Origin of the sequence: Falsirhodobacter sp. 1013, from assembly GCF_051195255.1 — a bacterium.
GTDB lineage: Bacteria > Pseudomonadota > Alphaproteobacteria > Rhodobacterales > Rhodobacteraceae > Falsirhodobacter.
Genome location: NZ_JBNJLK010000019.1, coordinates 1 through 24,990, shown reverse-complemented (window position 1 = coordinate 24,990; position 24,990 = coordinate 1). Strand labels below are relative to the sequence as shown.

At 63.6% G+C, this 24,990-nt stretch carries 29 protein-coding genes; 18 read left to right on the top strand and 11 right to left on the bottom strand.

Annotated elements, in window-relative coordinates:
* The first annotated feature begins 159 nt into the window (after positions 1-159).
* Genes ACSHZY_RS16780 through ACSHZY_RS16755 form a run of 6 tightly spaced genes read left to right on the top strand, consistent with a single transcriptional unit; the run spans position 160 to position 4,683 of the window.
* Complete coding sequence (locus ACSHZY_RS16780) at positions 160-546, top strand: acetyl-CoA carboxylase biotin carboxyl carrier protein (protein ID WP_435171093.1); 387 nt, start codon at positions 160-162, stop codon at positions 544-546.
* Positions 543-1,898 carry an acetyl-CoA carboxylase biotin carboxylase subunit gene (locus ACSHZY_RS16775; protein WP_435171090.1) on the top strand — a complete coding sequence of 452 codons (1,356 nt, stop codon included), beginning with the start codon at positions 543-545 and terminating at the stop codon, positions 1,896-1,898. Before ACSHZY_RS16780 ends, ACSHZY_RS16775 begins: the two co-directional genes overlap by 4 nt.
* A complete protein-coding gene (locus ACSHZY_RS16770) occupies positions 1,895-2,254 on the top strand; it encodes a hypothetical protein (protein ID WP_435171088.1) in 360 nt (119 codons plus the stop codon). The genes ACSHZY_RS16775 and ACSHZY_RS16770 overlap by 4 nt, the downstream gene beginning before the upstream one ends.
* On the top strand, positions 2,251-2,922 hold the full coding sequence (pxpB, locus tag ACSHZY_RS16765) for a 5-oxoprolinase subunit PxpB (RefSeq protein ID WP_435171085.1): 672 nt from the start codon (positions 2,251-2,253) through the stop codon (positions 2,920-2,922). Before ACSHZY_RS16770 ends, pxpB begins: the two co-directional genes overlap by 4 nt.
* Positions 2,919-3,905, top strand: a complete 987-nt coding sequence (locus ACSHZY_RS16760; protein WP_435171082.1) for a biotin-dependent carboxyltransferase family protein — start codon at positions 2,919-2,921, stop codon at positions 3,903-3,905. Before pxpB ends, ACSHZY_RS16760 begins: the two co-directional genes overlap by 4 nt.
* A 13-nt stretch (positions 3,906-3,918) precedes the next feature.
* The gene (locus tag ACSHZY_RS16755; protein ID WP_435171080.1) at positions 3,919-4,683 is read left to right on the top strand and encodes a 5-oxoprolinase subunit PxpA; all 765 of its coding nucleotides are present in this window, start codon (positions 3,919-3,921) and stop codon (positions 4,681-4,683) included.
* A gap of 105 nt (positions 4,684-4,788) precedes the next feature.
* On the opposite strand, the gene ACSHZY_RS16750 is transcribed toward ACSHZY_RS16755, so the two are convergent.
* The 4 genes from ACSHZY_RS16750 to ACSHZY_RS16735 are packed head-to-tail and all read right to left on the bottom strand — an operon-like array spanning position 4,789 to position 8,709.
* Positions 4,789-5,898 carry an ABC transporter ATP-binding protein gene (locus tag ACSHZY_RS16750; protein WP_435171077.1) on the bottom strand — a complete coding sequence of 370 codons (1,110 nt, stop codon included), beginning with the start codon at positions 5,896-5,898 and terminating at the stop codon, positions 4,789-4,791.
* Positions 5,899-5,907: 9 nt separating this feature from the next.
* The gene (locus ACSHZY_RS16745) at positions 5,908-6,975 is read right to left on the bottom strand and encodes an ABC transporter substrate-binding protein (RefSeq protein WP_435171075.1); all 1,068 of its coding nucleotides are present in this window, start codon (positions 6,973-6,975) and stop codon (positions 5,908-5,910) included.
* 22 nt (positions 6,976-6,997) lie between these two features.
* Positions 6,998-7,801, bottom strand: a complete 804-nt coding sequence (locus ACSHZY_RS16740; protein WP_435171073.1) for an ABC transporter permease — start codon at positions 7,799-7,801, stop codon at positions 6,998-7,000.
* A complete protein-coding gene (locus tag ACSHZY_RS16735) occupies positions 7,798-8,709 on the bottom strand; it encodes an ABC transporter permease (protein WP_435171071.1) in 912 nt (303 codons plus the stop codon). Before ACSHZY_RS16735 ends, ACSHZY_RS16740 begins: the two co-directional genes overlap by 4 nt.
* Before the next feature lie 407 nt (positions 8,710-9,116).
* Here ACSHZY_RS16735 and ACSHZY_RS16730 point away from each other — a divergent pair, with 407 nt between their 5' ends.
* Genes ACSHZY_RS16730 through ACSHZY_RS16720 form a run of 3 tightly spaced genes read left to right on the top strand, consistent with a single transcriptional unit; the run spans position 9,117 to position 11,769 of the window.
* Positions 9,117-9,863: an SDR family oxidoreductase gene (locus tag ACSHZY_RS16730; RefSeq protein ID WP_435171070.1), complete on the top strand. Its 747-nt coding sequence runs from the start codon at positions 9,117-9,119 to the stop codon at positions 9,861-9,863.
* An 11-nt stretch (positions 9,864-9,874) separates the two neighbouring features.
* On the top strand, positions 9,875-11,077 hold the full coding sequence (locus tag ACSHZY_RS16725; RefSeq protein ID WP_435171068.1) for a pyridoxal phosphate-dependent aminotransferase: 1,203 nt from the start codon (positions 9,875-9,877) through the stop codon (positions 11,075-11,077).
* Positions 11,077-11,769 (top strand): SDR family NAD(P)-dependent oxidoreductase, encoded by a 693-nt coding sequence (locus ACSHZY_RS16720; RefSeq protein ID WP_435171065.1) that lies wholly within the window; start codon positions 11,077-11,079, stop codon positions 11,767-11,769. Before ACSHZY_RS16725 ends, ACSHZY_RS16720 begins: the two co-directional genes overlap by 1 nt.
* Here ACSHZY_RS16720 and ACSHZY_RS16715 read toward each other — a convergent pair.
* Positions 11,766-12,668 carry a LysR substrate-binding domain-containing protein gene (locus ACSHZY_RS16715; RefSeq protein ID WP_435171063.1) on the bottom strand — a complete coding sequence of 301 codons (903 nt, stop codon included), beginning with the start codon at positions 12,666-12,668 and terminating at the stop codon, positions 11,766-11,768. The two genes, ACSHZY_RS16720 and ACSHZY_RS16715, sit on opposite strands and share 4 nt — an antisense overlap.
* Positions 12,669-12,829: 161 nt before the next feature.
* Here ACSHZY_RS16715 and ACSHZY_RS16710 point away from each other — a divergent pair, with 161 nt between their 5' ends.
* From ACSHZY_RS16710 to ACSHZY_RS16685, 6 genes are all read left to right on the top strand, one after another.
* A complete protein-coding gene (locus tag ACSHZY_RS16710) occupies positions 12,830-13,315 on the top strand; it encodes a LamB/YcsF family protein (protein ID WP_435171061.1) in 486 nt (161 codons plus the stop codon).
* On the top strand, positions 13,312-13,482 hold the full coding sequence (locus ACSHZY_RS16705; protein ID WP_435171060.1) for a hypothetical protein: 171 nt from the start codon (positions 13,312-13,314) through the stop codon (positions 13,480-13,482). Before ACSHZY_RS16710 ends, ACSHZY_RS16705 begins: the two co-directional genes overlap by 4 nt.
* A 739-nt stretch (positions 13,483-14,221) precedes the next feature.
* Complete coding sequence (locus ACSHZY_RS16700) at positions 14,222-14,626, top strand: hypothetical protein (protein ID WP_435171057.1); 405 nt, start codon at positions 14,222-14,224, stop codon at positions 14,624-14,626.
* A 509-nt stretch (positions 14,627-15,135) separates the two neighbouring features.
* Positions 15,136-15,951 (top strand): NAD-dependent epimerase/dehydratase family protein, encoded by an 816-nt coding sequence (locus ACSHZY_RS16695; protein ID WP_435171055.1) that lies wholly within the window; start codon positions 15,136-15,138, stop codon positions 15,949-15,951.
* Entirely contained in the window at positions 15,948-17,036 is a 1,089-nt protein-coding gene (locus ACSHZY_RS16690) for a mandelate racemase/muconate lactonizing enzyme family protein (protein ID WP_435171054.1), read from the top strand. The genes ACSHZY_RS16695 and ACSHZY_RS16690 overlap by 4 nt, the downstream gene beginning before the upstream one ends.
* Complete coding sequence (locus ACSHZY_RS16685) at positions 17,033-17,851, top strand: hypothetical protein (RefSeq protein ID WP_435171052.1); 819 nt, start codon at positions 17,033-17,035, stop codon at positions 17,849-17,851. The genes ACSHZY_RS16690 and ACSHZY_RS16685 overlap by 4 nt, the downstream gene beginning before the upstream one ends.
* On the opposite strand, the gene ACSHZY_RS16680 is transcribed toward ACSHZY_RS16685, so the two are convergent.
* Genes ACSHZY_RS16680 through ACSHZY_RS16655 form a run of 6 tightly spaced genes read right to left on the bottom strand, consistent with a single transcriptional unit; the run spans position 17,848 to position 23,127 of the window.
* Entirely contained in the window at positions 17,848-19,440 is a 1,593-nt protein-coding gene (locus ACSHZY_RS16680) for an IclR family transcriptional regulator domain-containing protein (RefSeq protein ID WP_435171050.1), read from the bottom strand. The two genes, ACSHZY_RS16685 and ACSHZY_RS16680, sit on opposite strands and share 4 nt — an antisense overlap.
* 26 nt (positions 19,441-19,466) lie before the next feature.
* Positions 19,467-20,231 carry an esterase gene (yjfP, locus tag ACSHZY_RS16675; RefSeq protein ID WP_435171049.1) on the bottom strand — a complete coding sequence of 255 codons (765 nt, stop codon included), beginning with the start codon at positions 20,229-20,231 and terminating at the stop codon, positions 19,467-19,469.
* Positions 20,232-20,244: 13 nt separating this feature from the next.
* Positions 20,245-21,048, bottom strand: a complete 804-nt coding sequence (locus ACSHZY_RS16670; RefSeq protein ID WP_435171048.1) for a transporter substrate-binding domain-containing protein — start codon at positions 21,046-21,048, stop codon at positions 20,245-20,247.
* 28 nt (positions 21,049-21,076) lie between these two features.
* Complete coding sequence (locus ACSHZY_RS16665; RefSeq protein ID WP_435171046.1) at positions 21,077-21,802, bottom strand: amino acid ABC transporter ATP-binding protein; 726 nt, start codon at positions 21,800-21,802, stop codon at positions 21,077-21,079.
* Complete coding sequence (locus tag ACSHZY_RS16660; protein WP_435171044.1) at positions 21,786-22,433, bottom strand: amino acid ABC transporter permease; 648 nt, start codon at positions 22,431-22,433, stop codon at positions 21,786-21,788. Before ACSHZY_RS16660 ends, ACSHZY_RS16665 begins: the two co-directional genes overlap by 17 nt.
* A gap of 10 nt (positions 22,434-22,443) precedes the next feature.
* Positions 22,444-23,127 (bottom strand): amino acid ABC transporter permease, encoded by a 684-nt coding sequence (locus ACSHZY_RS16655; RefSeq protein ID WP_435171042.1) that lies wholly within the window; start codon positions 23,125-23,127, stop codon positions 22,444-22,446.
* A gap of 293 nt (positions 23,128-23,420) precedes the next feature.
* Here ACSHZY_RS16655 and ACSHZY_RS16650 point away from each other — a divergent pair, with 293 nt between their 5' ends.
* Genes ACSHZY_RS16650 through ACSHZY_RS16640 form a run of 3 tightly spaced genes read left to right on the top strand, consistent with a single transcriptional unit; the run spans position 23,421 to position 24,918 of the window.
* Positions 23,421-24,158, top strand: coding sequence for a ribonuclease activity regulator RraA (locus ACSHZY_RS16650; RefSeq protein ID WP_435171041.1), 738 nt, complete (start codon positions 23,421-23,423; stop codon positions 24,156-24,158).
* On the top strand, positions 24,155-24,613 hold the full coding sequence (locus ACSHZY_RS16645) for a nuclear transport factor 2 family protein (protein ID WP_435171040.1): 459 nt from the start codon (positions 24,155-24,157) through the stop codon (positions 24,611-24,613). Before ACSHZY_RS16650 ends, ACSHZY_RS16645 begins: the two co-directional genes overlap by 4 nt.
* On the top strand, positions 24,613-24,918 hold the full coding sequence (locus ACSHZY_RS16640) for a YciI family protein (RefSeq protein WP_435171038.1): 306 nt from the start codon (positions 24,613-24,615) through the stop codon (positions 24,916-24,918). The genes ACSHZY_RS16645 and ACSHZY_RS16640 overlap by 1 nt, the downstream gene beginning before the upstream one ends.
* Positions 24,919-24,990 lie beyond the last annotated feature (72 nt).

Below are 24,990 nucleotides of genomic sequence, written 5' to 3'. Positions count from 1 at the left end.
CTTGCGCCCGATGCCTTTTCACCACCCCCGGCCGCGCCTGTGAACCGGGGAAACGGCTTCATCAGAATCCCGTCTGACCCTATCGCGGCAGCCTTTGTGCTAGCTCTTGCAAAGGGCGCAAGAAGGCGCCGGAACCCGAAGACCAGCAGGCCGGACCACATGGATCTTGAACATATCAGGCAACTTCTCGAACTGTTCGGCCGGTCGCGGCTTCAGGAACTGACGCTGACCGAGGGCGACACCACGATCCGCGTCCTGCGCGGCGAGGCGGCCGCCGCCGCACCCGCCGCGGTGCCGGCGCAGACGCAGGCCGGACATGCCGTCGCCTCGCCGATGTTCGGGATCGTGCACAAATCGCCGAACCCCGGTGCCGCGCCGTTCGTCAAGGTCGGTGACACGGTCGCCGAAGGCCAGCCCATCTGCACGATCGAGGCGATGAAGGTCTTCAACCTTGTTGCCGCCGACCGCGCGGGCACCGTCGCGCGCATCCTGTTCGAGGATGGCGGAGAGGTGGAGGCCGGCCAGCCGCTGGTGGAATTCGCATGAGCTTCGACACCGTCCTCATTGCCAACCGGGGCGAGATCGCGGAGCGCATCCGCCGCGCCTGCGCCGATCTGGGGCTTAAAAGCGTGGCCATCTGCTCCGAAGCCGACCGCGATGCGCCCTACGGTCCAAAGGCGGACCGGTTTGTCTGCATCGGCCCCGCCAATGCGGGCCAAAGCTACCTCAACGCCTCGGCGATCCTGCTGGCGGCACGGGCCACGGGCGCAGGCGCGATTCATCCCGGCTATGGCTTCCTGTCCGAAAACGCCGCCTTCGCCGAAGCGATCGAGCAGGCGGGCCTGATCTTCGTCGGCCCGCCTGCCTCGGCCATTCGGACGATGGGCGACAAGATCGCGGCGAAACGCGCGATGATCGAGGCGGGGGTGCCCTGCGTTCCCGGCCCTGACACCGCCCTGCCCGCCGACGACGCCGTCATAGCGGCCACGGCGGCCGAGATCGGTTATCCTGTGATCGTCAAGGCGGCCGGCGGCGGCGGCGGGCGCGGGATGCGGGTGGTGCACGATCCTGCGGCTCTGCTCGACGCCGTGTCGATCACGCGCGAGGAGGCCCGCCGCGCCTTCGGCACGCCCGAGCTTTACGTCGAGAAGTTCCTGCAACGCCCCCGCCATGTGGAGATCCAGGTGCTCTGCGACGCGCATGGCAACGCGGTGTGGCTGGGGCATCGCGACTGCTCGCAACAGCGCCGCCACCAGAAGGTGGTGGAGGAAGCCCCCGCCCCCGGCATCCCCGCCGACATCGCCGCCCGCGTCGGCGCCGCCTGCGTGGAGGCCTGTTTGCGTATCGGCTATCGCGGCGTCGGCACGTTCGAGTTCCTTTACGAGGATGGCGAGTTCTACTTCATCGAAATGAACACCCGCCTTCAGGTCGAACATCCGGTAACCGAGATGACGACGGGCATCGACATCGTTCAGGCGCAGCTGCGCGTCGCTATGGGCCTGCCGCTGGACGTGACGCAGGCCGGAATCGGCTGCGACGGCCACGCTTTCGAATGCCGCATCAACGCCGAACACCCCGAGACGCTGACCTCCGCCCCCGGCCGCATCACCGAGATCCACCTGCCCGAGGGCGAGGGCATCCGCGTCGATACCCATGTCGTGCCGGGCTACAAGGTGTCGCCGCATTATGATTCGCTGATCGCCAAGCTGATCGTGCACGGGCCGGACCGCGCAACGGCGCTTTTCCGCATGCAGGCCGCGCTGGAAGAGATGCGGATCGATGGCATCCACACCAACCTGCCCCTGCACCGCGCGATCTTCCGCGATCCGAACTTCCGTGCGGGGCAGACCGACATCCACCACCTTGAACACTGGCTGAAGACGCAGGGCGCCGCATGACCCTTTCCGATCCCAAAACGATCCGAGCGATCACCGGTTGGCTGGAGGCCTACGGCCTTTCTTCGATCGAGATCGAGCGTGGCGGCACGCGGGTCGCGATCCGCGTGCAGTCCGTGCAGACGGCGCATGCCGATGCCTCGGACGTCGGCGCCCCGATCGCGGGCCATGTCCTAGCCGCCCACCCCTCGCGGATATCGGCCGAAGTGGTGGCGGCAGGCGAGGCTGGCGCCTACCTGCGCGTCGGCCCGATGCTGGTCGCGGCGCTCGCGCCCGCGCCGGGGCGCATCACCGCCCGCCCCGCCGACGGCACGCTTCTGGGCTTCGGCGACATCGCATTCACGCTGGAGGCGCAATGAACAGCCACGTCAGCATCGACATCGCCAAGGTTTCCATGATCGGCAGCCGCGCCTTCCTGCTGGAAGCGCCGGGTGACTTCGACCTGCCCGCGCAACGCAGGATCTGGGCGCTGTCACAGACCCTTTCCACCCGCGACGACATTGACGAGATCGTGCCCGGCATGACCAACCTTCTGGTCCTGCTGAAGGCCACGCCCGCCGATCCCGCCGCCCACATGGCCACCCTGCGCGAGGCATGGCGTGCGACCGAAGAGTTGGCCCGTCCCGGCCGCCTGATCGAGATCCCGGTCCATTACGGTGGCGAACACGCCATCGACCTGCCCGCGATCTGCGACCGTTCGGGCCTGTCGGCAGCCGAGGTGATCGCCCGCCACCACGCTCGCACCTATACAGTTTTTGCGCTCGGATCGGCCCCCGGCTTCGGCTATCTGCACGGGCTGGACCCCGCGATCTACATGCCTCGAAAAACCGTGCCCTCGCTGAACATGGCCAAGGGCACCGTGACCATCGGCGGGATGCAGGCGGGCGTTTCCGTGCTGACCGGCCCGAACGGCTGGAACTCGCTGGGCTATGCCGAGGTGGAGGTGTTCGACCCCCATGCCGCAAACCCTGCCATCATGGCCCCCGGCGACACCGTGCGCTTCCTGCCCGAAAGGATCGACCTGTGATCGAGGTTACCGCAACCGGACCGCTGAACACTGTCCAGGACCTTGGCCGCCGCGGCTTCCGCAACATTGGCGTCACCTCGTGCGGGGCGATGGACCCGCTGGCGCTGCGCGTGGCGAACGTGCTTCTGGGCAATGACGAAGGCGCCGCCGGGATCGAGGTGCAGACTTTCCCCTTCCGCGCGACATTCGACGCCGACACGTCGGTCGCGCTGACGGGGGCGGATTGTCGCGCCACGCTGGACGGTCGCCTTCTGCCGCCGTGGTGGGCGATCACGGTCCGCGCGGGGCAGGAACTGGTGCTGTCGCCGCCGACCTCGGGTGCACGTGCCTATCTTGCCGTGGCGGGCGGGATCGACGTGCCGCTGGTCATGGGGTCGCGCGCGACCTCGCTGCGCGGCGACTTCGGCGGGCATGAGGGGCGCGACCTGCGCCGCGGCGATCGCTTCGCCACCGGCAGTGCCGTCTCCCTGCCCGAGGAGGGCTACGGCGTCCTTCCGCCGGAAACCGCGCTGGCCGACCACTTCCCCGCAGGCGACACGCTGACCCTGCGCGCCATCCCGGCGGGGGAGCATGACCTGTTCACCCGCGACGCCAACCGCTTTTGGGCGCAGGACTGGAAGATCTCGGCCCAAAGCAACCGCACGGGCTTCCGCCTGTCTGGCCCGCCCGTGACACCGGATGAGCCGGTGGAGATGCGCTCCCACGGTCTGGTTCCAGGCGTGGTGCAGGTGCCCCCGGCGGGCGAGCCAATCATCCAGATGGCCGATGCCAACACTGCCGGCGGCTATCCCAAGATCGCCGGCGTGATCGAGGTGGACCTCTGGCGGTTGGGTCAGGCGCGGATCGGCAGCCGCATCCGGCTGGAGCGGTCGGACACCGCCACCGCCATCGCCGCCGAACGCGCGGTGGACGCTTGGCTGAACGATATCCGGCGCACCGCGCCGATGGTGACGGACGCACTGGCGCGGATGGCGCAGCGCTGAAAAGGGACGGAACATGAAGATCGACCTCAACTCCGACATGGGCGAAGGCTTCGGCAACTGGCGCGTGACGGATGACGACGCGCTGATGGACGTCGTCTCCTCGGCCAACATAGCCTGCGGGTTCCATGCGGGCGACCCGCAGATCATGACGCGGATGGTGCGGCTGGCGAAGGCCAAGGGCGTTGGTATCGGCGCGCATCCGGGCCTGCCCGACATGCAAGGCTTCGGTCGGCGCGAGCTGCCGTTTTCGCCGGACGAGATCCGCCAGCAGATGCTGTACCAGATCGGCGCGATTACCGCGATCGCGAAGGCGGAGGGGACGCGGGTGGACCATGTCAGCTTCCACGCCGCAATGGGCAACATGATCAACCGTGACCCGGCGCTGGCCGCGATGTGCGTCGATGCGATCCGGATGGTGGACCCGACACTGATCGTCTTCTCCATGCCCGGCATGGCAGTAGAGGTTGCGGCGAAGGCTGCGGGGCTCAAGACGCTGGCGATCTTCCTTGCCGACCGCGCCTATGACGATGCGGGCAACCTGATCCCGCGCGGCAAGCCGAATTCGGTCATCAAGGACGAGCCCTCGGTCCGCGCCCGTGTGCGGCAGTTCCTGGAGACGGGAACCCTCACCACCTATGACGGCGGCACGCTGGCGGTGGAGGCGAAGTCGATCCTCGTGCACAGCGACACGCCCGGATCGCTGGACCTCGCAAAGATCGTCCGGAGCGAGATCGAAGCCTTCGGCGCCATCGTCGCCCCGGCCCGTGAAGTGGTGTGATCCACCCCCCCAACGCAGAAAGCCCGCCATGCTTGGCGGGCTTTCCGATTCAGGCGCATTGTATGCCGGATGTAATAAGCCCGCCGTTTCCGGCGGGATGTTCAGTCAGGCGGCCTGCGCCACTTCCAACGGGATGACGTGGTTGCTGTCCGCGGCCCAGCTGATCCGCACGCGGTCTCCCGTTCCGGCCACGGCACCCAGACCCTCGGTTTGCGTCTGGCGGTATGCGACCACTTCCGTGCCGTCCTTCAGGCGCAGGAAGTAGTGCAGCATGAAGCCGCGGTTCACCACTTGATGGACCACCGCCTCGGCCGCATTCGGCCCCGTGACCGCCACATCCTTCCCGATCGGCTGGACCGAGATCGCCTCGGGTCGGATCGTGACCATCACCCGTTTGTTGATCAGGCGCATGTTCGTCACCTCCAGCGGGATGCCGTGGGTCGTGACCAGCGTTGCGGCCGCACCGCTGCGCGACAATTCGGTCGCCTCGAAGAAGTTTGACGCGCCGATGAAGCCTGCCACAAACTGGGTCGTCGGGCGCTGGTAGATGTCGGCGGTGGCGCCCACCTGCTCCATCCGGCCGGCGCGCATGACCGCGATCTGGTCGGCCATGGTCAGCGCCTCGTCCTGGTCGTGGGTAACCATGATCGTGGTCAGGCCAAGACGCTTCTGCAGGCTGCGGATCTCCATCTGCATCTCCTCGCGCAGGGACTTGTCCAGCGCGCCGAGCGGTTCATCCAGAAGCAGCATCGCAGGCTCGATCACCAGCGCGCGGGCCAGTGCGACCCGCTGCTGCTGGCCGCCCGAAAGCTGGGCGGGAATGCGATCGGCCAGATGCGACAGCTGCACAAGATCCAGCGCGCGCTTCACCTTCGCTTCGCGATCGGACTTGCCGATCTTGCGCATCTCGAGGCCGAAGGCCACGTTTTCCGACACGCTCATGTGCGGGAACAGGGCATAGTTCTGGAACAGCATGCCCATGTTGCGGCGGTGCACCGGGGTCTTCGTGATCGGCCTTCCGCCGACAACTATTTCGCCCGATGTCGGATCGACCAGACCCGCGATCATCCGCAGGCAGGTCGTCTTGCCGCAGCCCGAAGGCCCCAGAAGCGCAAGGATCTCCCCCGCCTTCACGGTCAGGGTGACGTTATCCACCGCAGCGAACTGGTTATAGGTCTTGGTCAGATGCTCCAGCCGGACTTCTACGGATTCCATGTTAGCTCCTCAGCTGAAGGTGGTGTTGTATTTTTCCAGCCACGCGGCGCGGCGCGGAATGATGTAGTTCCAGTCGGGCGTGAAGAGGTTCAGCTCTTCCATCTGCTCCTGCGGATAGGCGAGGTATTTCAGCGAGTCGTCGCTGAACTCCACTCCGTTCACGGTCGGGGCGGACAGGGTTGCCTCGGCCAGCATCTTCTGCACCTCGGGCGACAGCAGGCGGTCGATCCAGGCAAGGCCCAGCTCGCGCTGCGGCGCGCCCTTGACCAGCGCAAGACCGTTGATGCCGGTGAAGGCGCCCTCTTTGGGAAAGGACATGTCGAGTGGAATGCCCTTGCGGGTGTGCGGATAGATCGCCTTCGAATACTCGATCCCGCCAATGGAAGCCTGGCCTTGGGCGACCATCATCACCTGCGCCTCGCCGTCATAGATGGTCAGGACGTTCGGCTTCAGGTCGGCCAGCTTCGTCCAGCCTTCATCCGTCATGTACTGCGCTTCCTGCAGCGACTTGCCGGTGGCCAGCGCCGACGCCACGATCAGCATCAGGACGCTTTGCGTGTTCTTTGGCGTGTTCAGCAGCATCTTGCGAGCATACTTGGGATCGAAGATCTCCTCGTAGCTCTGGATCGGCTGGGTCATCTGCGGGTTGATGAACAGCCCTGCGATGGAGACGGAGAAGCCGACCCCGTGATTGTCCTCGAACAGGTAACGCGGGAAGACGTTCTTGAGATTCGGGATCTCGTCCATGGGCAGGGGGTCGATCAGGCCTTCTGCCTTGGCCTGCGGCACGCCGACGTCATCCATCGACATGACGCTGTATATCGGGTTGTCGCGTGTCGCCCGCAGCGAGGCGAGGTTGGCGAGCGTGGCACCCTCGGTCGTCAGGACCTTGCAGCCGAACTCCTTCTCGAAGGCGGGCAGCACCTCTTTCTTGATAAGGCCGCCTTGGGCGGAGTTGTAGACGCCGACCTGCAGGACGCGGTCCTGCGCCGAGGCCCTGGTATAGAAGTAGGGGGTGGCCACAGTCGCCGCGGTGGCGGCAACAAAGGCGCGGCGGTTCAGGATCACTTTTGTCATTATTATTCCCTCTCTCTGTTGATTACATGGCCATCGCGCGGCGCAGGCCGACAAGGCGGTCGAGGCACAGGACCACCAGGGCGGCAAGCGCGATGATGATCGTGGACATGGTGGCCACCGACGGGTCGAAGACGGTGCCGATCTGGCGGTAGAGCACGACGGGAACCGGCGTGTTTTCACTGTCGGCCAGCCACATCGACACCGGATAATTGTCGAAGCTGACCATGAAGCAGAAGATGGAACCCGAGGCGATGCCGGGTGCGATCTGCGGGAAGATCACGCGGCGGAACGTCTGCCAGCGCGTGGCCCCCAACGTGCGGGCGGCCTCCTCCAGCGCAGGGTTCACCAGTTCCAGACTCGTGAGGACTGTGCGGATGACGTAGGGGGAGGTGACGACCGTGTGCGCGATCAAAAGGTTCAGCTTCACGTTCGACCAGCCGAAGCCGGAGAAAAGCTGCAAGAGCGCAAGGCCCGTGATCAGCACCGGAAAGATCAGCGGCGACAGCAGCAGGCCTTTGCACAGGTTACGCCCCGGAAACTCGCCGCGCACGATGGCGAAGGCGGCCGGAACCCCCAGAAGCAGCGACAGGATCGTCGTACCCACTGCCAGCACGAAGCTGAACAGCAGCGCGCCCGTGAACTCGGTGTTCTGGAAGACGCTGACATACCACGAGGTGGTGAAGCCCGTCGGCGGGAAGCTGACGAAATAGCCGTCCGAGAACGAGATGATCATGATCAGCACGATTGGCGACAGGACGAACACCATCATGGCGGCGGTGATCGCGTAAAGGATGACAGCGGAACTGCCGGTCAGCTTGTTGTTCATTTCACGCTCGCCCGGAAACGGCGCCCGCCAAGGATCTTCATGGACAGGGCGTTGATGGAGATGACGATGAAGACGAGGATAGAGGCGATGGTCGCACCGAAGGGCCAGTCGTAGACGGCGACGATCTGCTGTTCGGCCAGGTTGCCCAGCATCTGCGAACCGGGTCCGCCGATCAGCGCCGGAATGACGTAGGAGCCTGCGGCGAGCGAGAAGACCAGCGTCACCCCCGCCAGAAGCCCCGGAAGGCTGAGCGGAAGCGTGATGCGCCAGAAGACCTTCCACGCCGGTGCGCCGAGGGTGCGGCCCGCCTGTTCAAGGTTCGGGTCGATCTTGCCGAGCGCGGAGGCCAGCGGCAGCACCATCATCGGGAAGAAGATGTGCAGCGAACCAACGACGACGGCCGTGTCCGAGAACAGCAGCGCCAGCGGCTGCTGGATCAGACCAAGGTGCAGCAGGATGTAATTCAGCAGCCCCGTCGGCCCGTTGCCCAGGATCAGCTGCCAACCATAGGCCCGCACCACAACACTTACGGCCAGAGGCGCGATGATGATCAGCGTCACGATCCGCGTCACGGTCATGTTGCCGCGCACCAGCACCGTCGCCACCGGATAGGCGAGGACCGCCGCGATGACCGAGGTGATCAGCGCGATGCGGATCGTGGTCCACAGGATCTCTCCGTACAGCGCGACCTCGAAGAAGCGGACGTAATGGGCGATGGTTAGCGGCGCGCCGACCCGGCCCTGCGCGTCTTGCGTCATGATCGAGAACAGCATCAGCTTGATCGCGGGCATGAAGAAGAACACGAGCAGGAAGATCAGCAGCGGCAGGATCAGAAGGCTCGGCGACTGGAGTCGCTGAAGAAGGGGGCGCGGCGTCTCGGCAAGCGGCGCGGCGCGAGTGTCGGTCATGGTCACGGGCTTTCCTTCCATGCGGCATCGGGCGCGAACGAAGTCTCTCTTCGACGTGAATGGAGGGATGTCTCCAAGGACATTGGGGCGCATTTCAGCACGGCAGCTGCTCCATTCTCAGGGCGCACAAATGCGAGGCACATTTGATGCGCTTTTGCTTGACGACTGATCGCCTTGCGTTTTAGATTGATGGGAGACACGCGCTGGATTTCATCAGGCGGCCCCGTTTCATCCAGCATTATGGATGCTTGGGACGGGCGTATAATAGTTTCTGCTTCTGCCGCCATCGCGCTCTTTTATGGAGCGTCATTATCGTTTTCCGTTATGGCGTCACATCAAAGCGGTATTGGAACGTCCCCCCGATTTGTCGCTACGGTCCCAGGCAACAGCCGCCTGAAGGGATCGACATGGACTTCTCCGCCTATAAAACCGCGCTCGTTACCGGGGCATCCTCGGGGATCGGAGCACAGATCGTGCGCCGCCTGTCGGCGGAAGGCCTCGAGGTTCATGCCCTGGCCCGCAACGAGGAACGCCTGAAGGCGCTGTCCGCCGAAACGGGCTGCAAGATCCATACCATCAGCGTTGACGATTCCGCCGCGCTGGACAAGCTCGCGGCAGAGCTTGAGGTCGACGTGCTGATCAACAATGCGGGCCAGTCGCGCACCGGCGACATCCTGAACACCACCGCCGAGGATGTGGACGCCCTGCTGGACATCAACCTGAAATCGGTGATGCACATGGTCCGCCTGTTCGTTCCGGGCATGGTGGCACGTAATCGCGGGCATGTCGTCAACATCTCTTCCATCGCGGGGCATTACGCGTTCGCGGGCGGCAACACCGCCTATCACGCGTCGAAGGCCGGCGTACATTCGCTCTGCCAGCAGCTGCGTGTCCACCTTTACGGCAAGCAGGTTCGCGTCACGGAAATCTCCCCCGCGCGCTGCGAGACGGAGGTGTTCGGCCGTCTGCTGGGCGACATGGAGGAGGCGCAGCGCCGCTTCTTCGACGACTACGAGTCGCTGAAGCCCGAGGACATCGCCGACGCCATCGCCTTCTGCGTCGGTTCCCCGCAACGCATGAACGTGTCGTTCATGGAAGTGCTGCCGACCAAGCAGGTCCTCGGCGGCCTGAACTTCGCCAAACGCACCGCCTGAGAGCCAGACACATGCCCACCATCGCAGACCGCCTGAAGACTGTTTCCGTGTCCGCCTCCGTCGAGATGACGCAGAAGGCCCGCGACCTTGCCGCACAGGGTATCAAGGTCATCGGCCTGTCATCTGGAGAGCCGGACTTTCCCACCCCGCCCCACGCCATCGAGGCAGCCCATGCCGCAGCCTTGGCCGGCGACACGAAATACCCGCCCGTGGACGGCACCCCTGCCTTGCGCGCGGCCATCAAACGCAAGTTCAAGCGCGACAACAACCTCGATTACGAGGTCGGCCAGATCCTGACCGCAGGTGGGGGCAAGCAGATCATCTTCAACGCCCTGATGGCCACGATCAATCCTGGCGACGAGGTGGTAATTCCCTCACCGTCCTGGATCAGCTATGCCGACATCGTGCGCTTTGCGGGCGGCGTTCCGGTCGCCGTCGACTGCCCGCAGGAAAACGGCTTCAAGTTGCGCGCCGACGATCTTGATGCAGCGATCACGCCCAAAACCAAGTGGCTGCTGCTGAACTTCCCGAACAACCCCACGGGTGCGGCCTGCTCGCGCGCCGAGATGGCAGCCATCGGCGAGGTGATGCTGAAGCATGACCATGTATGGATCATGACCGACGACATGTATGAGCATCTGATCTATGACGGGTTCGAGTTCTGCACCATTGCCGAGGTCGAACCGCGCCTTTACGACCGCACGCTGACCGTGAACGGCGTGTCCAAGGCTTATGCGATGACGGGCTGGCGTCTGGGATTCTGTGGCGGCCCCGCCGACCTGATCAAGGCGATCAGCAATGTAAACACCCAGAACTCCGGCGGTGTGGCCACGGTCACGCAGGCGGCGGCCGTTGCCGTGCTGGACGGCCCGCAGGAGCTGCTGGCCGAACGCGCCGCCATCTACCGCAAGCGTCGCGATTTCGTGCAGGGTCGTCTGGATGCCATCGACGGCATGTCCTGCCACAAGCCCGAGGGTGCGTTCTACCTGTTCCCCAACATCGCGGGCTTCATCGGCAAGACCACCGCCGGCGGCCGCAAGATCGAGACGGACCGCGATTTCGTTCTGGCCCTGATTGAGGAGCAGCAGGTCGTGACCGTCCACGGCGCTGCCTACGGAATGAGCCCGTTCTTCCGCCTTTCCTATGCCACCAGCATGGAGACGCTGGAGGAGGGCTGCGACCGGATCGAAGCGTTCTGCAAGGGCATGCACTGATGCTGGAGCCCAAGGGCCGGGTGGTCATGGTCTCGGGTGCGGCCCGGGGCCTTGGCCTGCACATCACGAAGGCGCTGCTCACCTCGGGCTTCACGGTTTCGGCCGGGGTGCGCGATCCGTCGAAGCTGGCCGAGGCCGAACGGCTTGCCGTCACCGCCTATGACGCGGAAGCGGATGGCGCGGGTGAGGCATGGGTCGCGGCGACGATGCAGCATTACGACCGCATCGACGCCCTGGTGAACTGCGCGGGCATCAACCCCCGCGTCCGCGTTCTGGATCAGGGCGAGGATGACCTCGACGCCATGTGGCGCATCAACGTCAAGGGTCCGCTGCGTGTCACGCGGGCGGCGCTGCCGCACCTGACCGCCTCGGGGTCGGGGCGCGTGATCAACGTGGCCTCGCTCGCGGGCAAGCGGGTTGGCAGCAACGTGGGCTATGCGATGACCAAGTTCGCGGTGGTGGCGCTGACCCATGGCATCCGGCAGGAATGCTGGGACAGCGGCGTGCGCGCCACCGCCCTTTGCCCCGGCTATATCGCGACCGACATGACCGCAAAGGAAACCGAGGTCACGGCGGAGCAGATGAGCCAGCCCGAGGATATCGCCCAGACGGTCGATTTCCTGCTGCGCGCGCCCAACACCCTTTCGGTGGCCGAACTGATGGTGAACTGCCGCAAGGAAGCGATGCTTTAAAGATCGAGTTGCGCGGTCAGCTCCAGCAGCAGATCGCGCACGACGCAGGCCGGTTCCGACAGCGGCATCTGGTCGGAGACGCAGATCGCCAGCGTCTCCTCCATCGCGGGGCTGTGGACCTCGGTCACCGCGATGCCGTCGTTCTCCCCCTCGATCCGATGAGCGATGGCGCGCGGCATGATCGTGGCCCCCATGCCAAGGCCGACGGCGCGGGACAGGGTCTTCACCGACTCGAATTCCCCGATGACGTTCAGATCGGCCCGGGTGCGGCCGAAGGATATGTCGATCGCCCGCCGCACGAAGTTGTAGGACGGCGGCAGCAGCATTGGAACGCCGGACAGCCGCGCCACGGGAAGAGGGTCTGCACCCAGGTCGAAGGTGCCGCGTTTGTGGACTAGTACGAACCGCTCCGCCCCCAGGGATTGCAGCTTCACGCCCTTGATAGGGTTGGAGCCATGCAGGAGTGCCACCTCCAGCCTGCCGTTCATGATCAGCTGACTGTAGGCTTGCCCGGTACTTTCCACGATGTGTAGCAGGATGCCGGGATGCCGTTCGCGTACGATACGGAACAGATCGATCGACAGGGATGCCGCGGCGCTGAACGGTGCCAGCCCGACCGAGACGCGCCCCGTCAGCGTCTCGCCCGCCGTAAGCGCATCCGCTTGCGCCTGATCCATCTGGCGCAGCATGATCTGTGCATGCCGATAGACGACCCTTCCCGCCTCTGTAAGCACGACGCCCTGCTGGCTCCGGATCAGCAGCTTCTGCTTGAAATGTCCTTCAAGAAACGCGAGGTGCTGGCTCAAGGCCGGTTGCGCGATATGCAGCATGTCGGCGGCACGCGTGATGCTGCCCATGTCGACGATGGTAATGAAGGATTTGAGGCGCCGGATATCCATGGTGTCGGACTAGATCCCTGCATGGGCAGACGCAAGCCGACGCCCGCCACGACATCTTCGTCTTTTCCGACCGCCTGATCATTGGGCAACTTCCTAGCCTTGATGCATGACCTGCGGCGACCTTCGAATAAGGTCACATCGTCAAACCCATCAATGCGAAGGTGTTTTCCCGCTTGCCGACGGGAGGCACGCTCCGAAGCTTTCCTGAATTTGCAGGGCATAGGAGCAAACATAATCATCGATGTTATCACCAGCGTCAGCAAGGGCTTGCTCGCTGGAAGATGAGCCCGCACGAGGAGATGATGAAGGTCATCGCCTTGCCCAATGTCACCTGCGGGTTCCATGCTGATGATGCCGTCATCATGATGCGGATGCCGGGGCAATCCAGCAATGACGGAGGTTCCAGTTTTTGCTTCTGCCGGACTCTGCCCGAACCTCATGCCGCGGGAGAGTCTTTTGTTATCCTGGCCCTGCCGAACGACGCCCACTTTCCCCGACGGGAAGCCGAAGGCGCACGCTGCGAGATCGGCAACCTCACCTTGGCCGAGGATGTGCGCCGCGCGATGAAGGGTGCGACCTCCGTCTACACCACATGGCGGCTGTCAGTTCTTCCCAGCCGCAGGCGCGCGACCTTCTGTAGGACGTGAACGTCGTTGGCAACCGCAACCTCTTCCAGGCGGCGGCGGAACAGGCGGCAGAAGGCCCGATGCGCCTCGTGATGGCGTCCAGCGACCAACTCCATCCAACACGCTTCGCCCGCTATCGCCCCACGGACGGGACCACCCCAAAGACCCTTGGAGCCGGTACGGCCTGACGAAGGTGGTATGCGAAGATATGGCCGCCTTCTTCAACCGCACCATCAAAGGCTTGGAGTTGTCCAACAATCTTTCCCCACCCCAAGGCCGCATCCGAAATCATCGACCCGCAGGGTGGATATTCAGCGGCCGCCTTCTACGTGAACGGGCGCTTAAAAAGTCTTCGGGCAAGTGCCACGCACCATGCGGGCGCCAACTCCCGCGGCGACCTGCAAGGCATCATCGACCTGCTGACCCCGCTGATGGCCGATGACGAGCCGCTGTATCTCGGTCTCGACCAGGACGGAAACCGCACACGCAGGAACTCATCGACGTGCGCCATATCGTGGATGGGCTGTTCCTGATCCACAACAGCCCTTGGGCGAGACGTTCAATCTCGCTCCCAATACCCCGCCAGCCTAGGAAAGTTCATCCCGCATCTGGCTAAGGCCACGGGCCGCCGGATCGAGACAGCACAGATTCTGGTGGAACTGGGCCGCACGCATGGCAGCAACGCCAAGGCGCGCGTGATGCTCGGCGTCTCACGGAAATACTCCTTGTTTGACATGGTGGATGAAGCGGTGGCAGGGAAATGATCTCGCTAACCGGGAAGACGCAGGTCGGCTTCCTGATCGGCTCGCCCTTTTCACAGGTGCTTGCACCGTGGCGGCTGACGACCCTCATGCACAACCGGAAGGAGGATGCGATCCTCGTTACGCTGGAGGTTCGGCAGACGAGCTGGCCGACACCGTCGCCGTCTTGAAGGCCGCACTTAACGTGGACGCCATCCTCGTGACGCTGCCCGATAAGGCAGAGATGGCGAAGGTCTGCAACCGCCTGTCCAGTCGGGCCGAGGTGCTTGGGGCGGCGAACGCGGTGCGACGTGTCGGCACCGGCCCGGAAGGTGCCAACTTCGACGGAGGGGGCGTGGTCCACACATTGACCAATGGCGGCGACCGGATTGAAAGCGTGACAATCCAAATAGTAGGCGCGGGTCCGGCCGCTACGTCGATCACGGCCCACAGACTGGAAGCGGGAACTGCCCGGATGACTTTCAGCGACCTGTCCGAAGCCAACGCACAAAGGACGCTTGCGCTTCTTGGCACAGCCTATGGCGACAGCTCGTTGCGGCCCCAGAGGACACGGCGGCAGGTGCCGACATGATTGTCAACGCAGTTATTGGGGCCTGCACGCTAAGGCAGGCGATCCACTGCCGGTCCCGAAAACATGACGATTGGATGTCCGCCCGACTGGACGACGGTTTTCTGCCCATCTTTACGAGAGGGCCTTCAACCCCAAGCTGCCGACGCCATATTTCAGGCAATCTGAGGATGACGTATCTGGCAGTGCTCTGACCTGGCGGTGACGAGGGCCCACGTCCTGACCCTGTTCGAACCTCCAAGCCGGCTGATGCCAGTGGTTAAGACGTGACGCAGATCACATTGCGGGAATAAGGTTTAGGGCCGGACGGCTTAGGGAACATGGCGAGGTGCAAGCCAAGTGGCCCAATGGAGCCAAAAAACCCGCTCATTGCCTCATATTCGATCAATCTTGCCTGTATCAGCATGCTGCACTGCCACAGGATCCGCTGTCTTCCAAACAACATCGGTTCACATTGTGGTATTGATTGCCTGCCCCTGCAATCGTAAGAAAGGCAAGAAGAGGAGGCGAACATGGCACGATTGCTGATCACAGGCGCAGCGGGGCTTCTTGGGCAGGAGCTTGCAGAAAGACTGGCCCCTGACTGGAACTTGACGCTGTTCGACCTGGTGCGTGCGCCCGAAAGAGGCGGCGCACGTATCCTCGTAGGTGACATGGGCGACCCCGCCGATGTGACGGCTGCCGTGCAGGGGGCCGACGCAATCCTTCACCTTGCCTGCCGCCATGGCGAAAACGTGACCTTCGAGGAAACGCTCGACGCCAACTATCGTGGCAGCATCGCGCTGATGGACGCAGCCGTTGCGAACGGCGTGTCTCATGTCGTCTTTGCCAGCTCCAACCACGGCTGGGGGCTCTATCCGCGAACGGCCGCGCCGCTGGCCGCTGACGCGCCGCCCCGCCCCGACGGCTGGTATGGCATCAACAAGATCTGGACCGAGGCGATGCTCAGCTTCTACGCCGATACGCGCGGCCTGACCGCGACGAGCTTGCGGATTGGCAACTGCGGCGCTTCCGTCCCGGACGAGCGGCGGACCCATATGTGGATCAGCTTCGATGATCTTGCCGCGCTGACGACACTGGCCCTGACCCGCCAGGGGCCGGGCCACCGCGCCGTCTTCGCCACGGCGGATTGCGCCGCGCCCTTCTTCGACAATTCGGGCGCAAAAGCCATCGGGTTCACGCCCCAGCACCACCCCGAGGATCACCTGGATCATCCCGGAGTCGCCAGTGAGGCCGCCGGAACCGACATCTTCGGTCGCTCCATCGGCGGCAGCTATGCCGCCGCCAATTTCCGCGCCGACATCGACATCTGGGAGCGGGCTGAATGAAGATCGCAAAGATCGACACCATCCGCCTCGATATCCCGTTCGACGATGGCGGCACCGGACTTGGCATGACGCCCTCGGCGTGGAACCAGCTCGACATGGTGCTGGTGCGGATCGAGACGGATACTGGTCTTGTCGGCTGGGGTGAGGCGTTCAGCTATTTCTGCCCCGGCGCGGTGAAGTCGATGCTGGACGATACGATCATCCCCATGCTGATCGGCAAGGATGCATCCGACCCGCAGGCGATCTCGTTACTGCTTCAGCAGAAGCTGGTGCTGTTCGGACGCTACGGCATCACGATCTTCGCGCTATCGGGGATCGACATCGCCTTGTGGGACCTGAAGGCCAAGGCGGCGGGCAAGCCGCTGGCGGAACTGATCGGCGGGATGCGCCGCGACAGCGTACCGGCCTATGCATCACTTGTCCGCTACGGCTCTCCCGAGGTAGCGGCCAGCTTTACTGCGCGTGCCAGGGCCGAAGGCTACGGCCACATCAAGCTGCACGAGGTCACGCGTGAAGCCATCGGCGCATGCAAGGCCGTTCTCGACGGTGCCGAACTGATGGTCGACGTGAACTGCAACTGGCCGGAACCCGAGGCTCGGGACATGGCCAAATGGCTAGCGGAGATCGGCACGATGTGGCTGGAGGAGCCGACCTTCCCCCCGGAGGATTTCGCGCAAATGGGTCGCGTGGCCACAACCATCGCCATCTCGGCGGGCGAGAATCTTTGCACGTCGTGGCAGTTCGAGGCGCTGATCGCCTCAGGTGCGGTCCGCTATCCGCAACCGTCCGTTACCAAGGTCGGCGGGATCTCGGAGATGCTCAAGATCATGGCGGCGGCCGAGGCGGCCGATCACGTCCGCCTGATGCCGCATTCGCCGTACTTCGGGCCCGGTTATCTTGCGACGTTGCAGGTCGCCGCCGCGCTGCGCGACGAGCCGCTGTTCGAATACCTTTATATCTGGCCCGAAGGCTGGCTTTACTCCGAGATCCCACACCCCGGCAATGGCCGCGTGGCCGTACCGCAGGGGCCGGGCCTCGGCTTCGACCCTGACCCCGCGATCATCGATCGTTTTCGTGTCGCATGACCGACCTGACCCTGCGCAGCGGTCCCCTTTCGGCAAGCATCCGTCCTGCGGCCGGCGGGCGTATCGCTGCCCTGCGCCACGACGTTCTGGGCGACCTGATCGTGCCGATGGACGCAGCCCCCTTTGATCCCGAGTTCTGGCCCAAGGCCGGCGCCTACCCCCTGATCCCGTTCCATAACCGCATCCGCGACGGACGCTTCACTTGGCAAGGGCAAGTCCATCGGCTGCCCCTGCACCCCGCCGAACCTAATGCCTTGCACGGCTTTGCCAGCCGCCGTGAATGGCGGGCGGCGAAGGAGGGTTCGAGTATCCACATGGTACTGGAACATGCGGCGGACGAGCACTGGCCTTGGGCCATTTCGGCAACGCAGGTGATCAGCCTAATCGCGACCGGTATGACGATCGGACTCTCGGTAACAAACCTGTCCGACGCGGTGATGCCTGCGGGCCTTGGCTGGCACCCATTCTTCCCCCCGTGTCGGGTGACAGAGGACGCCGCCCGGCGCTGGCCCATGGACGAAAGGCAGATCCCTGAGGGCACCAGCACTTCCGACACCGGCACAGAGGCCACCCGCCACCTTTCGGGCTGGACGCAGGTCGAAATCATACTGGACAACGGCGCCAGGATGCGGCTGACGGCCAGCTCCGTCATGTCACATCTGGTCGTTCATCAAACTGCCCAATATGCGTGCGTGGAGCCTGTCAGCCACCTTGCCGGGGCGCTGGCTCTTTCTCTGGAAACCTCGGCGGATCGCCTGCGCCCCCTCGCGCCGAACGAGACGCTCAGCGCGGAGATCCGGCTCGATATCCTCTAGACGGAAGTGTCGATCCGGAAGATTCCGCCTGAAAGCGGCGCCAGGCGCAGCTGGTTCGATGTCAGCGACAGGCGATCCGAACCGGCGTAGAGGATCGAGGGTGTTTCACCCCCCGTCATCGACGCCACGTTAGGCACCGGCAGGGTGCAGGATCGCAGCACCCGCCCCTGCGCGTCGTATTGCCAAACCGCCCAGCCATCGCGCTGCGACAGGCTGATCCCTCCGTCGGCCGCCAGATGCAGCGCCACGACTCCCCGCGCCGGCCGGTCAAGGTGCACCGCCATCCGGTCCACGACCCGCGCATCTGGACCCAGCTGCAGGATTGCAATCTCAGTTCCTTCCTCGGTCGAAGTGGCGATGCGCCCATCCTCTGTCACGCCGGAGCTGTGGAACCGCCCGTCACACGTGGTCAGTATTTCGGTCCGTCCGTCTGGCGTCAGCAGCATCAGCCCTTCCGGCAAGGTCAGCAAGAAGCTGGAGCCGACGCGATGCATCCGCAAGACGCGGCCAAGCGCGGGATGAGCCACGATCTCAGCACGCTCCGTGCCATTCATACGCCAAAGACGGCCGTCACTGGCGGCGTGGATAACGCCTGCCTCCGGCTGGCTGATCGCATTGATGGGACGGTCGAACACCGCCAGCGTTTCCCGCTTGCCGCCATTCTGGCGGTTGATGGTGCCGCCGGCCCGGTCAATCCAATAAAGTGAGGCCGTGGCCGCATCCCATCGCAGATTGCGAGCCTGAAAAGCCTTCACGTCCGCCACCCGCAACTGCGAGGACAGCTGCCGATCGTCCTGCGGAGCGGCTTGCGGGGTCAGATCTTCGCCGATGCGGCGGGCCACGTCCTGAAGCACCGAAGCCAGTTCCGCCCGCCGCGCCATGTCCATTCTGTGCGCGGGGACGTTGAAGGATGCCGCCGCCGCAACCTTGCCGTCGGTTCCGAAGATCGGAGCGGCCACACAGACCACACCTTCGATGATCTCGTTGTCGTCTTGGGCGTAGCCGCGCGCCCGGCTGATGTTGAGGTCGGCCATCAGTGCTTCGGGCGAAACAATCGTGTGATCAGTGTAGCGGGTGTAATCCACACGCCGCAGCAGTTCGGTCCGTGCTTCCTCGTCAGCGAAGGCCAGCAGGGCCTTGCCGACGCTGGTTGCGTGCAGCGGCTTCTTTTCCCCGAGCGCTGTCGAGAACGGCTGCGCCCCCGCTCCCTGCCAGCGCGCCACGGTGACGGGCACGGTGCCGCTCATCACGGCGAGGTTGACGTTCTCGCCATAGATGTCGGCCAGGTCGGCCAAGGGACCGGACGCACGCGCGATCAGATCGGAGTTCTGGTTGATGGATCCAGCCATAGCCGTGAACTTGGGGCCAAGGATGTAGCTCTGGTCGCGCTGGTCCACGTCCAGCATCCCCCGAGACGTGAGCGCGGCCAAGATACGATAAAGGGTGGATCGCGTGTGCCCGGTATGTTCGGCGATGTCCTTGAACTTCAGCCTTCGGTCTCCCTCGGCCACGAATTCGAGGATATCGAGCGCCTTGGTCAGCAATGCGGTGCCGCGCACGGTGTCGGAGGCTTGGCTTCGGCTGTTCATGTAGCGTCTCCTGTCATGACGCTCTTTTAGGAAGAACGGGATCCGACGTCGAGTTCCCGCGACAAGAATGCCACCCCGCTGCGCGCGGCGGTGTCTGTCACGCGATGCGATCCAGTCGGATCGAGCGACACTTCCAGACGCCCCGCGCCGTCCATGGCACGCAGATCCGCCTGCAGATCAAGCGCGTTTGAGAAGTGGACAACATCGTCCCGCTGTCCATGCCAAAGCCATATCGGCCGATCAGCCAGTCGGCACAAAGTGGCGGACGGGTCCGGAATGGTGCGCATCGCGCTGTCGTGGGCGTCGGCCGTGTTGACGTCATATGATCCGAGCGGCGGAAACAGCGCGCGGGAGCTTCGATGGAAATATGCGCTGCCCATGAAGGAAGCTGTGGCCGCAACCCAGTCGTAACGCGCCGTGGCGGCGATCGCCGCGAAGCCGCCCATGGAGGTTCCTGTCACACCGATCCGGTCGGGATCCGCGATCAACGGCCGGAACGCGTCCCGCAGCGCCTCCGCTTCGTCCACATACGTTGTGCAGATATTCCAGAAGGCCCGTTGTCGGAGGACCGCATCGCCATCGAAGCGTTCGCCATGAAAGGGCGCCTCGGGCATCAGGCAGCGCATCCCGGCCGCTGCGAGCATGTAGCCAAGAAAGCTCACAACCTCCTTTGACACGCCGAAGGAATGGAACAGGATCACAGTCGGCAATGGCCTGCCCGTCATTTCCAACGGGCAGGCATGTAGGAGCGCGATGCCCTTGGAACGCTCTGCGGTGATCCGGACGGACATCGCGGCGCTCTCGCTACTGCGCTGATGCGGGGGCGACATCCTCAACCACGAAATCGGGCATGGGCGAACCGTGGGCCTTCTCGAAGAAGCCCTGCAAAGTGCCGTCCTTCATGTTGGCGATGATCCAGGCGTCGATTTCCGCCTTCAGCGCATCATCTCCCTTACGCAGGCCGATGCCGTGGCGGCTGGTCCCAAGAACGACCTTAGGCTCCAGCACAATGCTAGGGTCGCGCTGCATGATCGTGTGGTTGAGGCTGGTGGCCTGCGCCACCAGGTCTGTCTGCCCCGAAAGGATCGAGGTCAGGGTCGTCGCCTCATCCTCGAAGCGCACGATATTGGTACCCGCGGGCGCCAACGCCGTCAGCTGGTTGTCCATAACCGTGCCGCGCGCGACGGCAATCGTCTGACCCACCAGATCGTCAGGCGTGCTGATCGGGACATCCGGCGGACCGGAAACGGCTGTCTGCGTGCCCCCATAGGGGATGGAGAAGTCGATCACCTTCTTGCGCTCGTCGGTGATCGACATCGCCGCGACGACGATGTCAACCTGTCCCGTCATCAGCAGCGGGATGCGGTTGGCACCGTTCGTCTCCACAACCTTCAGCGTCCATCCGTTATCCGCCGCCAGCTTCGACGCGACCATCCACTCGTACCCGGCATAATCCAGCTTTTCGTCCTTATACGACCACGGCGGCACACCTGGATCGAACGCGATTGTCAGCGTCTTGCTGCTTTCGATCTTGTCCAAAGTGTCCGCCGACGCAACTGCTGGAACCAGTGCCACGGCGGCCGCGGCCAGGATGTTGATAAATTTCATGTTTTCCCTCCCTTACGACGGCAAGCCGTCATTCCTCTGCGATGAAGTCGGCCAGTTCCGGTGTCGAAGGCGCCGACAAGATTCCGGGACCGCCCATTTCGTGCACGCGCCCGTCGCGCATGTAGATGACCTTGTGGGCCACGTTGCGGGCGAACTGCATCTCGTGTGTGACGAGGATCATGGTCATCCCCTCCAATGCCAGCTTCTCCATTACGCGGAGGACCTCGCCGGTCAGCTTCGGATCCAGCGCGGACGTCACTTCGTCGAAGAGCATGAGCTTGGGCTGCATGGCGAGGCTGCGCGCGATCGCGACGCGCTGCTGCTGACCGCCTGAAAGCTGTTCGGGATAGGCATCCCACTTGTCAGTGAGGCCCACCTTCGCGATCATCTCGCGCCCGATCTCCGCTACTTCCTTGCGGGACTTGCCGTGGACAAGGCGCGGCGCCATCATGATGTTCTGCCCGACCGTCAGGTGCGGGAACAGGTTGTAGCCTTGGAACACGATGCCCACATCCCGTCGCAAGGCTTTCAAGTCGGGCTTGTCTGTGTGCAATGCATGGCCACAAACGACCAATTCGCCTCCGTTGATCTTTTCCAGGTGGTCGATGCAGCGGAGAGCTGTCGACTTTCCTGATCCCGACTGGCCAATGATGGCTGCGACCTGCCCGCGTTCGACGTCGAATGTCACGCCCTTCAGCACTTCGATAGCCCCGAAAGATTTGCGCAGCTCGCGCAGTTCAACGATTGGCGACATTGAGTTTCCTTTCCAGAGCGCGCGCCTGAACCGAAAGCGGATAGCAGACGAGGAAGTACAGAAGGCCGGCCAGTCCGAAGTATAGGAACGGCTCGAAGCTTGAGTTGTTGATGACTTTGGCGTTGTAGCTCAGCTCCGCGTAGCCCACGACGAGCGAGGAGATCGACGTGTTCTTGACGATGATCACCATGAAGCCGACGGTCGGCGGAATGGCCAAGCGTAGCGCCTGCGGCAGGATCACCCGCGACATCCGCTGCCAACGCGAAAGCCCGAGGCACTCGGCCGCCTCCCATTGGGGTTTGTTCACGGACCGCAGGCAGCCATACCAGATCTCGCCCAGATAGGCTGAGGCCCAGATCGCCATTGCGATCGTCGCTGCGATTAGCGGAGCGACCGAGAAGATGCCGTAGATCGCCGGGCCGAAGTAGACGATCCCCATCACGACCAGCAACGGGATCCCCTGCACCAACTGCGTCCAGAGTTGGGCCGCGACCCGGACAGCGCGGATCGGAGACAGGCGCGCCAGGGCGACGATGAAACCTGCCGAGCCACCGACAAGGAAGGTCAGGATCGACAGGATGACTGTGCCCTTCAGACCATCCAGCAGCAGCAGAAGGAAGTTCATGTTCATGACGTGGCCCTCACAACGCTGTGCCGAGCTTGCGCTGGCGTGGGAAAAGCAGAAGACCAAGCGCCCAGAACATCAGCCGCATCAGAACGGTCAGCCCCAGATAGAAGCCGCCCAGCACGATGAAGGTCTCGAAGTTGCGGTAGGTCATGGACTGAACGCGGTTAGAGGTGCCGAACAACTCCTCCACCCCTACGGCTGACAGGACCGACGACCCAAGCATCAGCAACACGAAAAGCGAGGCGAGCGAGGGATACACCCGCTCCATTGCTGGGCGCAGAATGATGTTCAGGAAAATCTGCAAGCGAGACAGGCCCAGGCATTCGGCTGCCTCGAGTTGACCATGGCGAACGCTCTCGATGCCAGCGCGCATGACCTCGGCCGTATAGGCGGTGACATTGACGACCAGTGCTATGACCGCACCTACGATGATGGGCAAGCGAACGCCGGCACTGGCGAGACCGAAGATCAGGAAATACGACTGGATCAGCAGGGGCGTGTTTCGCGCCACCTCCACATAAGCGATCAGGATGGGCCGCAGCCAGCGCGGTCCGCTCGTCATACCGACGGCACAAAGCGTGCCCATCAGGAACCCTGAAATCGTTGCCCAGAATGCCAGGACCAGTGTGGTCCAAGCGCCGTCAAGCAGCAGGTCGCTGTGCTGCAGGACAGCGCCAAAGTCGAATGTGTAATTCACGCGCTCCTCCGTCCGATCGTCCCATCACCGCAAGACCCTCAGGTCCCTCCCCCGGCACCGGGCGCCTTCTTCCCAACCAGTGGCACGCGACCACCACTATGTAAAGGTATTTCTATATTGTGGGACATTGTGGCGAGCGAAACCTAGAGCACCTACCCTTAAACCTAGAATTACGGGAGTCCAGTCGACAATATGCCGTTAATATGGTTGCGTTATCGCATTGTGGGACGCATAACGTCTCATATAGTGGCGCATCTTTGTTGCCGCTGCTCATGCAAAATGGGAGGCACCCTTTGAAGGACATCATCAAAATCTCACCGGAAACGTTGGAAACACTGAAAAAGTGTGGGCAAGGGACGCTGACGACTCAGCTGTTCCGGCGCGGCTATCGCCAGCAGTTCCTCGTCGGTCTTGCGCCGTTGTCCAAGACAACCGGCCCCTTTGCAGGCGAAGCGTTCACCCTGCGCTTCATTCCCTCGCGCGAAGACAAGGACTGGGATCTGGGCGACCTTAAAAAGCGCGGTGAGGACAACGTGCAATGGGAAGCGGTGGAGGCGATCGAGGCCGGCCAGGTGCTGGTCATCGACAGCCGCAATGACCCGCGTGCGGCTTCGGCCGGCAACATGCTGATGACGCGGATGATGCGCAAGGGCGTCGCGGCGGCCATCACCGACGGCGCCTTCCGTGACGGGACCGAAATCGGGGGTATGGATTTCCCGGCCTATTGCCGCGCCAACGTCGCCTCCACACGCCCCGCCTATCACCGCGCCATCGCCATGCAGGAACCGATCGGATGCGCTGAAGTCGCAGTCTATCCCGGTGACATCATTGTCGGCGACTCTGACGGGGTGACCGTCATACCTCGTGCTATCGCCGCTGAGGTGGCGCGCGACAGTTACGAGCAGGAACTGCGCGAGAAGTTCCTGTTCACCAAGATTGACGCCGGCGCCTCGCTGTTCGGTACCTATCCGGCCGGCCCCGAAACGTTGGCCGAATTCGAAGCTTGGAAAGCGGAAGGGAACACGCTGTGAGTGCCGCCAAAGCCGAAGCGCTGATCCGCCACTATTTCGACATGTGCAACGCCGGCGACCGGCAGGGCCTGATCGACTGCTTCACCCCCGACGGCGTTCACTACTTCCCGCCGGGACTGCCGGGCGCGCCTTGGCGAGGAGCCGAGGCCATCGCAGACGGCTGGGTCTGGTGCGTCGAGACCATGGGGTCGAAGTGGTCCATCGAGAAGGTGCTATGCTCCGCAGACGGCCGGGAGGGAGTGATCGAATGGACCCACTGGAAGACCGCCATCGGCGAGGCACTTCGTGGTGATGAGTGGTATATCTTCAATGACGACGTGACGAAGATCCGCGAAATCCGCGCTTACTACGCCAGCCCGGTCAACAAGGCCGAGCCGGTGAACAAACTTCACGACTTCGACTACGCGGGTCGTGGCTTCCACATGGAACCGCCCGCCGTTCCGGGGAGGGACTGATGGACTTCGCACTCATCTGCCGTGACGGGGAGGGCACGCTGGAGCAACGCCTCGCCGCACGCGCCGAGCACATGGCCGGGCTGAAAACTGGCAAGGCCGCAGGCACGATCGTCGATGGCGGTGCAATGCTGGACGCCGACGGCAACATGGTTGGATCGGTCGTGCTGTGCCGCTTCCCCGACCGGGCGGCATTAGACGAATATCTCGGCACCGAACCCTATGCACGCGATGGCATCTGGAAGGATGTCGAGATCATCGAGATGCGTTTTGTCGACTGGCCGAAATTGATGGGAGAAACGGCATGACCTTCACCCCCCACGGCAAACACCTGATCGCCGGCGAATGGATTGCGACGGACGCCACCTTCGCCTCCGAAC

Excerpts from the sequence above, each read along its gene's own strand:
- ACSHZY_RS16780 (WP_435171093.1), top strand. The coding sequence starts at position 160 with ATGGATCTTGAACATATCAGGCAACTTCTCGAACTGTTCGGCCGGTCG.
- ACSHZY_RS16775 (WP_435171090.1), top strand. The coding sequence starts at position 543 with ATGAGCTTCGACACCGTCCTCATTGCCAACCGGGGCGAGATCGCGGAG.
- ACSHZY_RS16770 (WP_435171088.1), top strand. The coding sequence starts at position 1,895 with ATGACCCTTTCCGATCCCAAAACGATCCGAGCGATCACCGGTTGGCTG.
- pxpB (WP_435171085.1), top strand. The coding sequence starts at position 2,251 with ATGAACAGCCACGTCAGCATCGACATCGCCAAGGTTTCCATGATCGGC.
- ACSHZY_RS16755 (WP_435171080.1), top strand. The coding sequence starts at position 3,919 with ATGAAGATCGACCTCAACTCCGACATGGGCGAAGGCTTCGGCAACTGG.
- ACSHZY_RS16750 (WP_435171077.1), bottom strand. The coding sequence starts at position 5,898 with ATGGAATCCGTAGAAGTCCGGCTGGAGCATCTGACCAAGACCTATAAC.
- ACSHZY_RS16745 (WP_435171075.1), bottom strand. The coding sequence starts at position 6,975 with ATGACAAAAGTGATCCTGAACCGCCGCGCCTTTGTTGCCGCCACCGCG.
- ACSHZY_RS16740 (WP_435171073.1), bottom strand. The coding sequence starts at position 7,801 with ATGAACAACAAGCTGACCGGCAGTTCCGCTGTCATCCTTTACGCGATC.
- ACSHZY_RS16735 (WP_435171071.1), bottom strand. The coding sequence starts at position 8,709 with ATGACCGACACTCGCGCCGCGCCGCTTGCCGAGACGCCGCGCCCCCTT.
- ACSHZY_RS16730 (WP_435171070.1), top strand. The coding sequence starts at position 9,117 with ATGGACTTCTCCGCCTATAAAACCGCGCTCGTTACCGGGGCATCCTCG.
- ACSHZY_RS16725 (WP_435171068.1), top strand. The coding sequence starts at position 9,875 with ATGCCCACCATCGCAGACCGCCTGAAGACTGTTTCCGTGTCCGCCTCC.
- ACSHZY_RS16720 (WP_435171065.1), top strand. The coding sequence starts at position 11,077 with ATGCTGGAGCCCAAGGGCCGGGTGGTCATGGTCTCGGGTGCGGCCCGG.
- ACSHZY_RS16715 (WP_435171063.1), bottom strand. The coding sequence starts at position 12,668 with ATGGATATCCGGCGCCTCAAATCCTTCATTACCATCGTCGACATGGGC.
- ACSHZY_RS16695 (WP_435171055.1), top strand. The coding sequence starts at position 15,136 with ATGGCACGATTGCTGATCACAGGCGCAGCGGGGCTTCTTGGGCAGGAG.
- ACSHZY_RS16690 (WP_435171054.1), top strand. The coding sequence starts at position 15,948 with ATGAAGATCGCAAAGATCGACACCATCCGCCTCGATATCCCGTTCGAC.
- ACSHZY_RS16685 (WP_435171052.1), top strand. The coding sequence starts at position 17,033 with ATGACCGACCTGACCCTGCGCAGCGGTCCCCTTTCGGCAAGCATCCGT.
- ACSHZY_RS16680 (WP_435171050.1), bottom strand. The coding sequence starts at position 19,440 with ATGAACAGCCGAAGCCAAGCCTCCGACACCGTGCGCGGCACCGCATTG.
- yjfP (WP_435171049.1), bottom strand. The coding sequence starts at position 20,231 with ATGTCCGTCCGGATCACCGCAGAGCGTTCCAAGGGCATCGCGCTCCTA.
- ACSHZY_RS16670 (WP_435171048.1), bottom strand. The coding sequence starts at position 21,048 with ATGAAATTTATCAACATCCTGGCCGCGGCCGCCGTGGCACTGGTTCCA.
- ACSHZY_RS16665 (WP_435171046.1), bottom strand. The coding sequence starts at position 21,802 with ATGTCGCCAATCGTTGAACTGCGCGAGCTGCGCAAATCTTTCGGGGCT.
- ACSHZY_RS16660 (WP_435171044.1), bottom strand. The coding sequence starts at position 22,433 with ATGAACATGAACTTCCTTCTGCTGCTGCTGGATGGTCTGAAGGGCACA.
- ACSHZY_RS16640 (WP_435171038.1), top strand. The coding sequence starts at position 24,613 with ATGGACTTCGCACTCATCTGCCGTGACGGGGAGGGCACGCTGGAGCAA.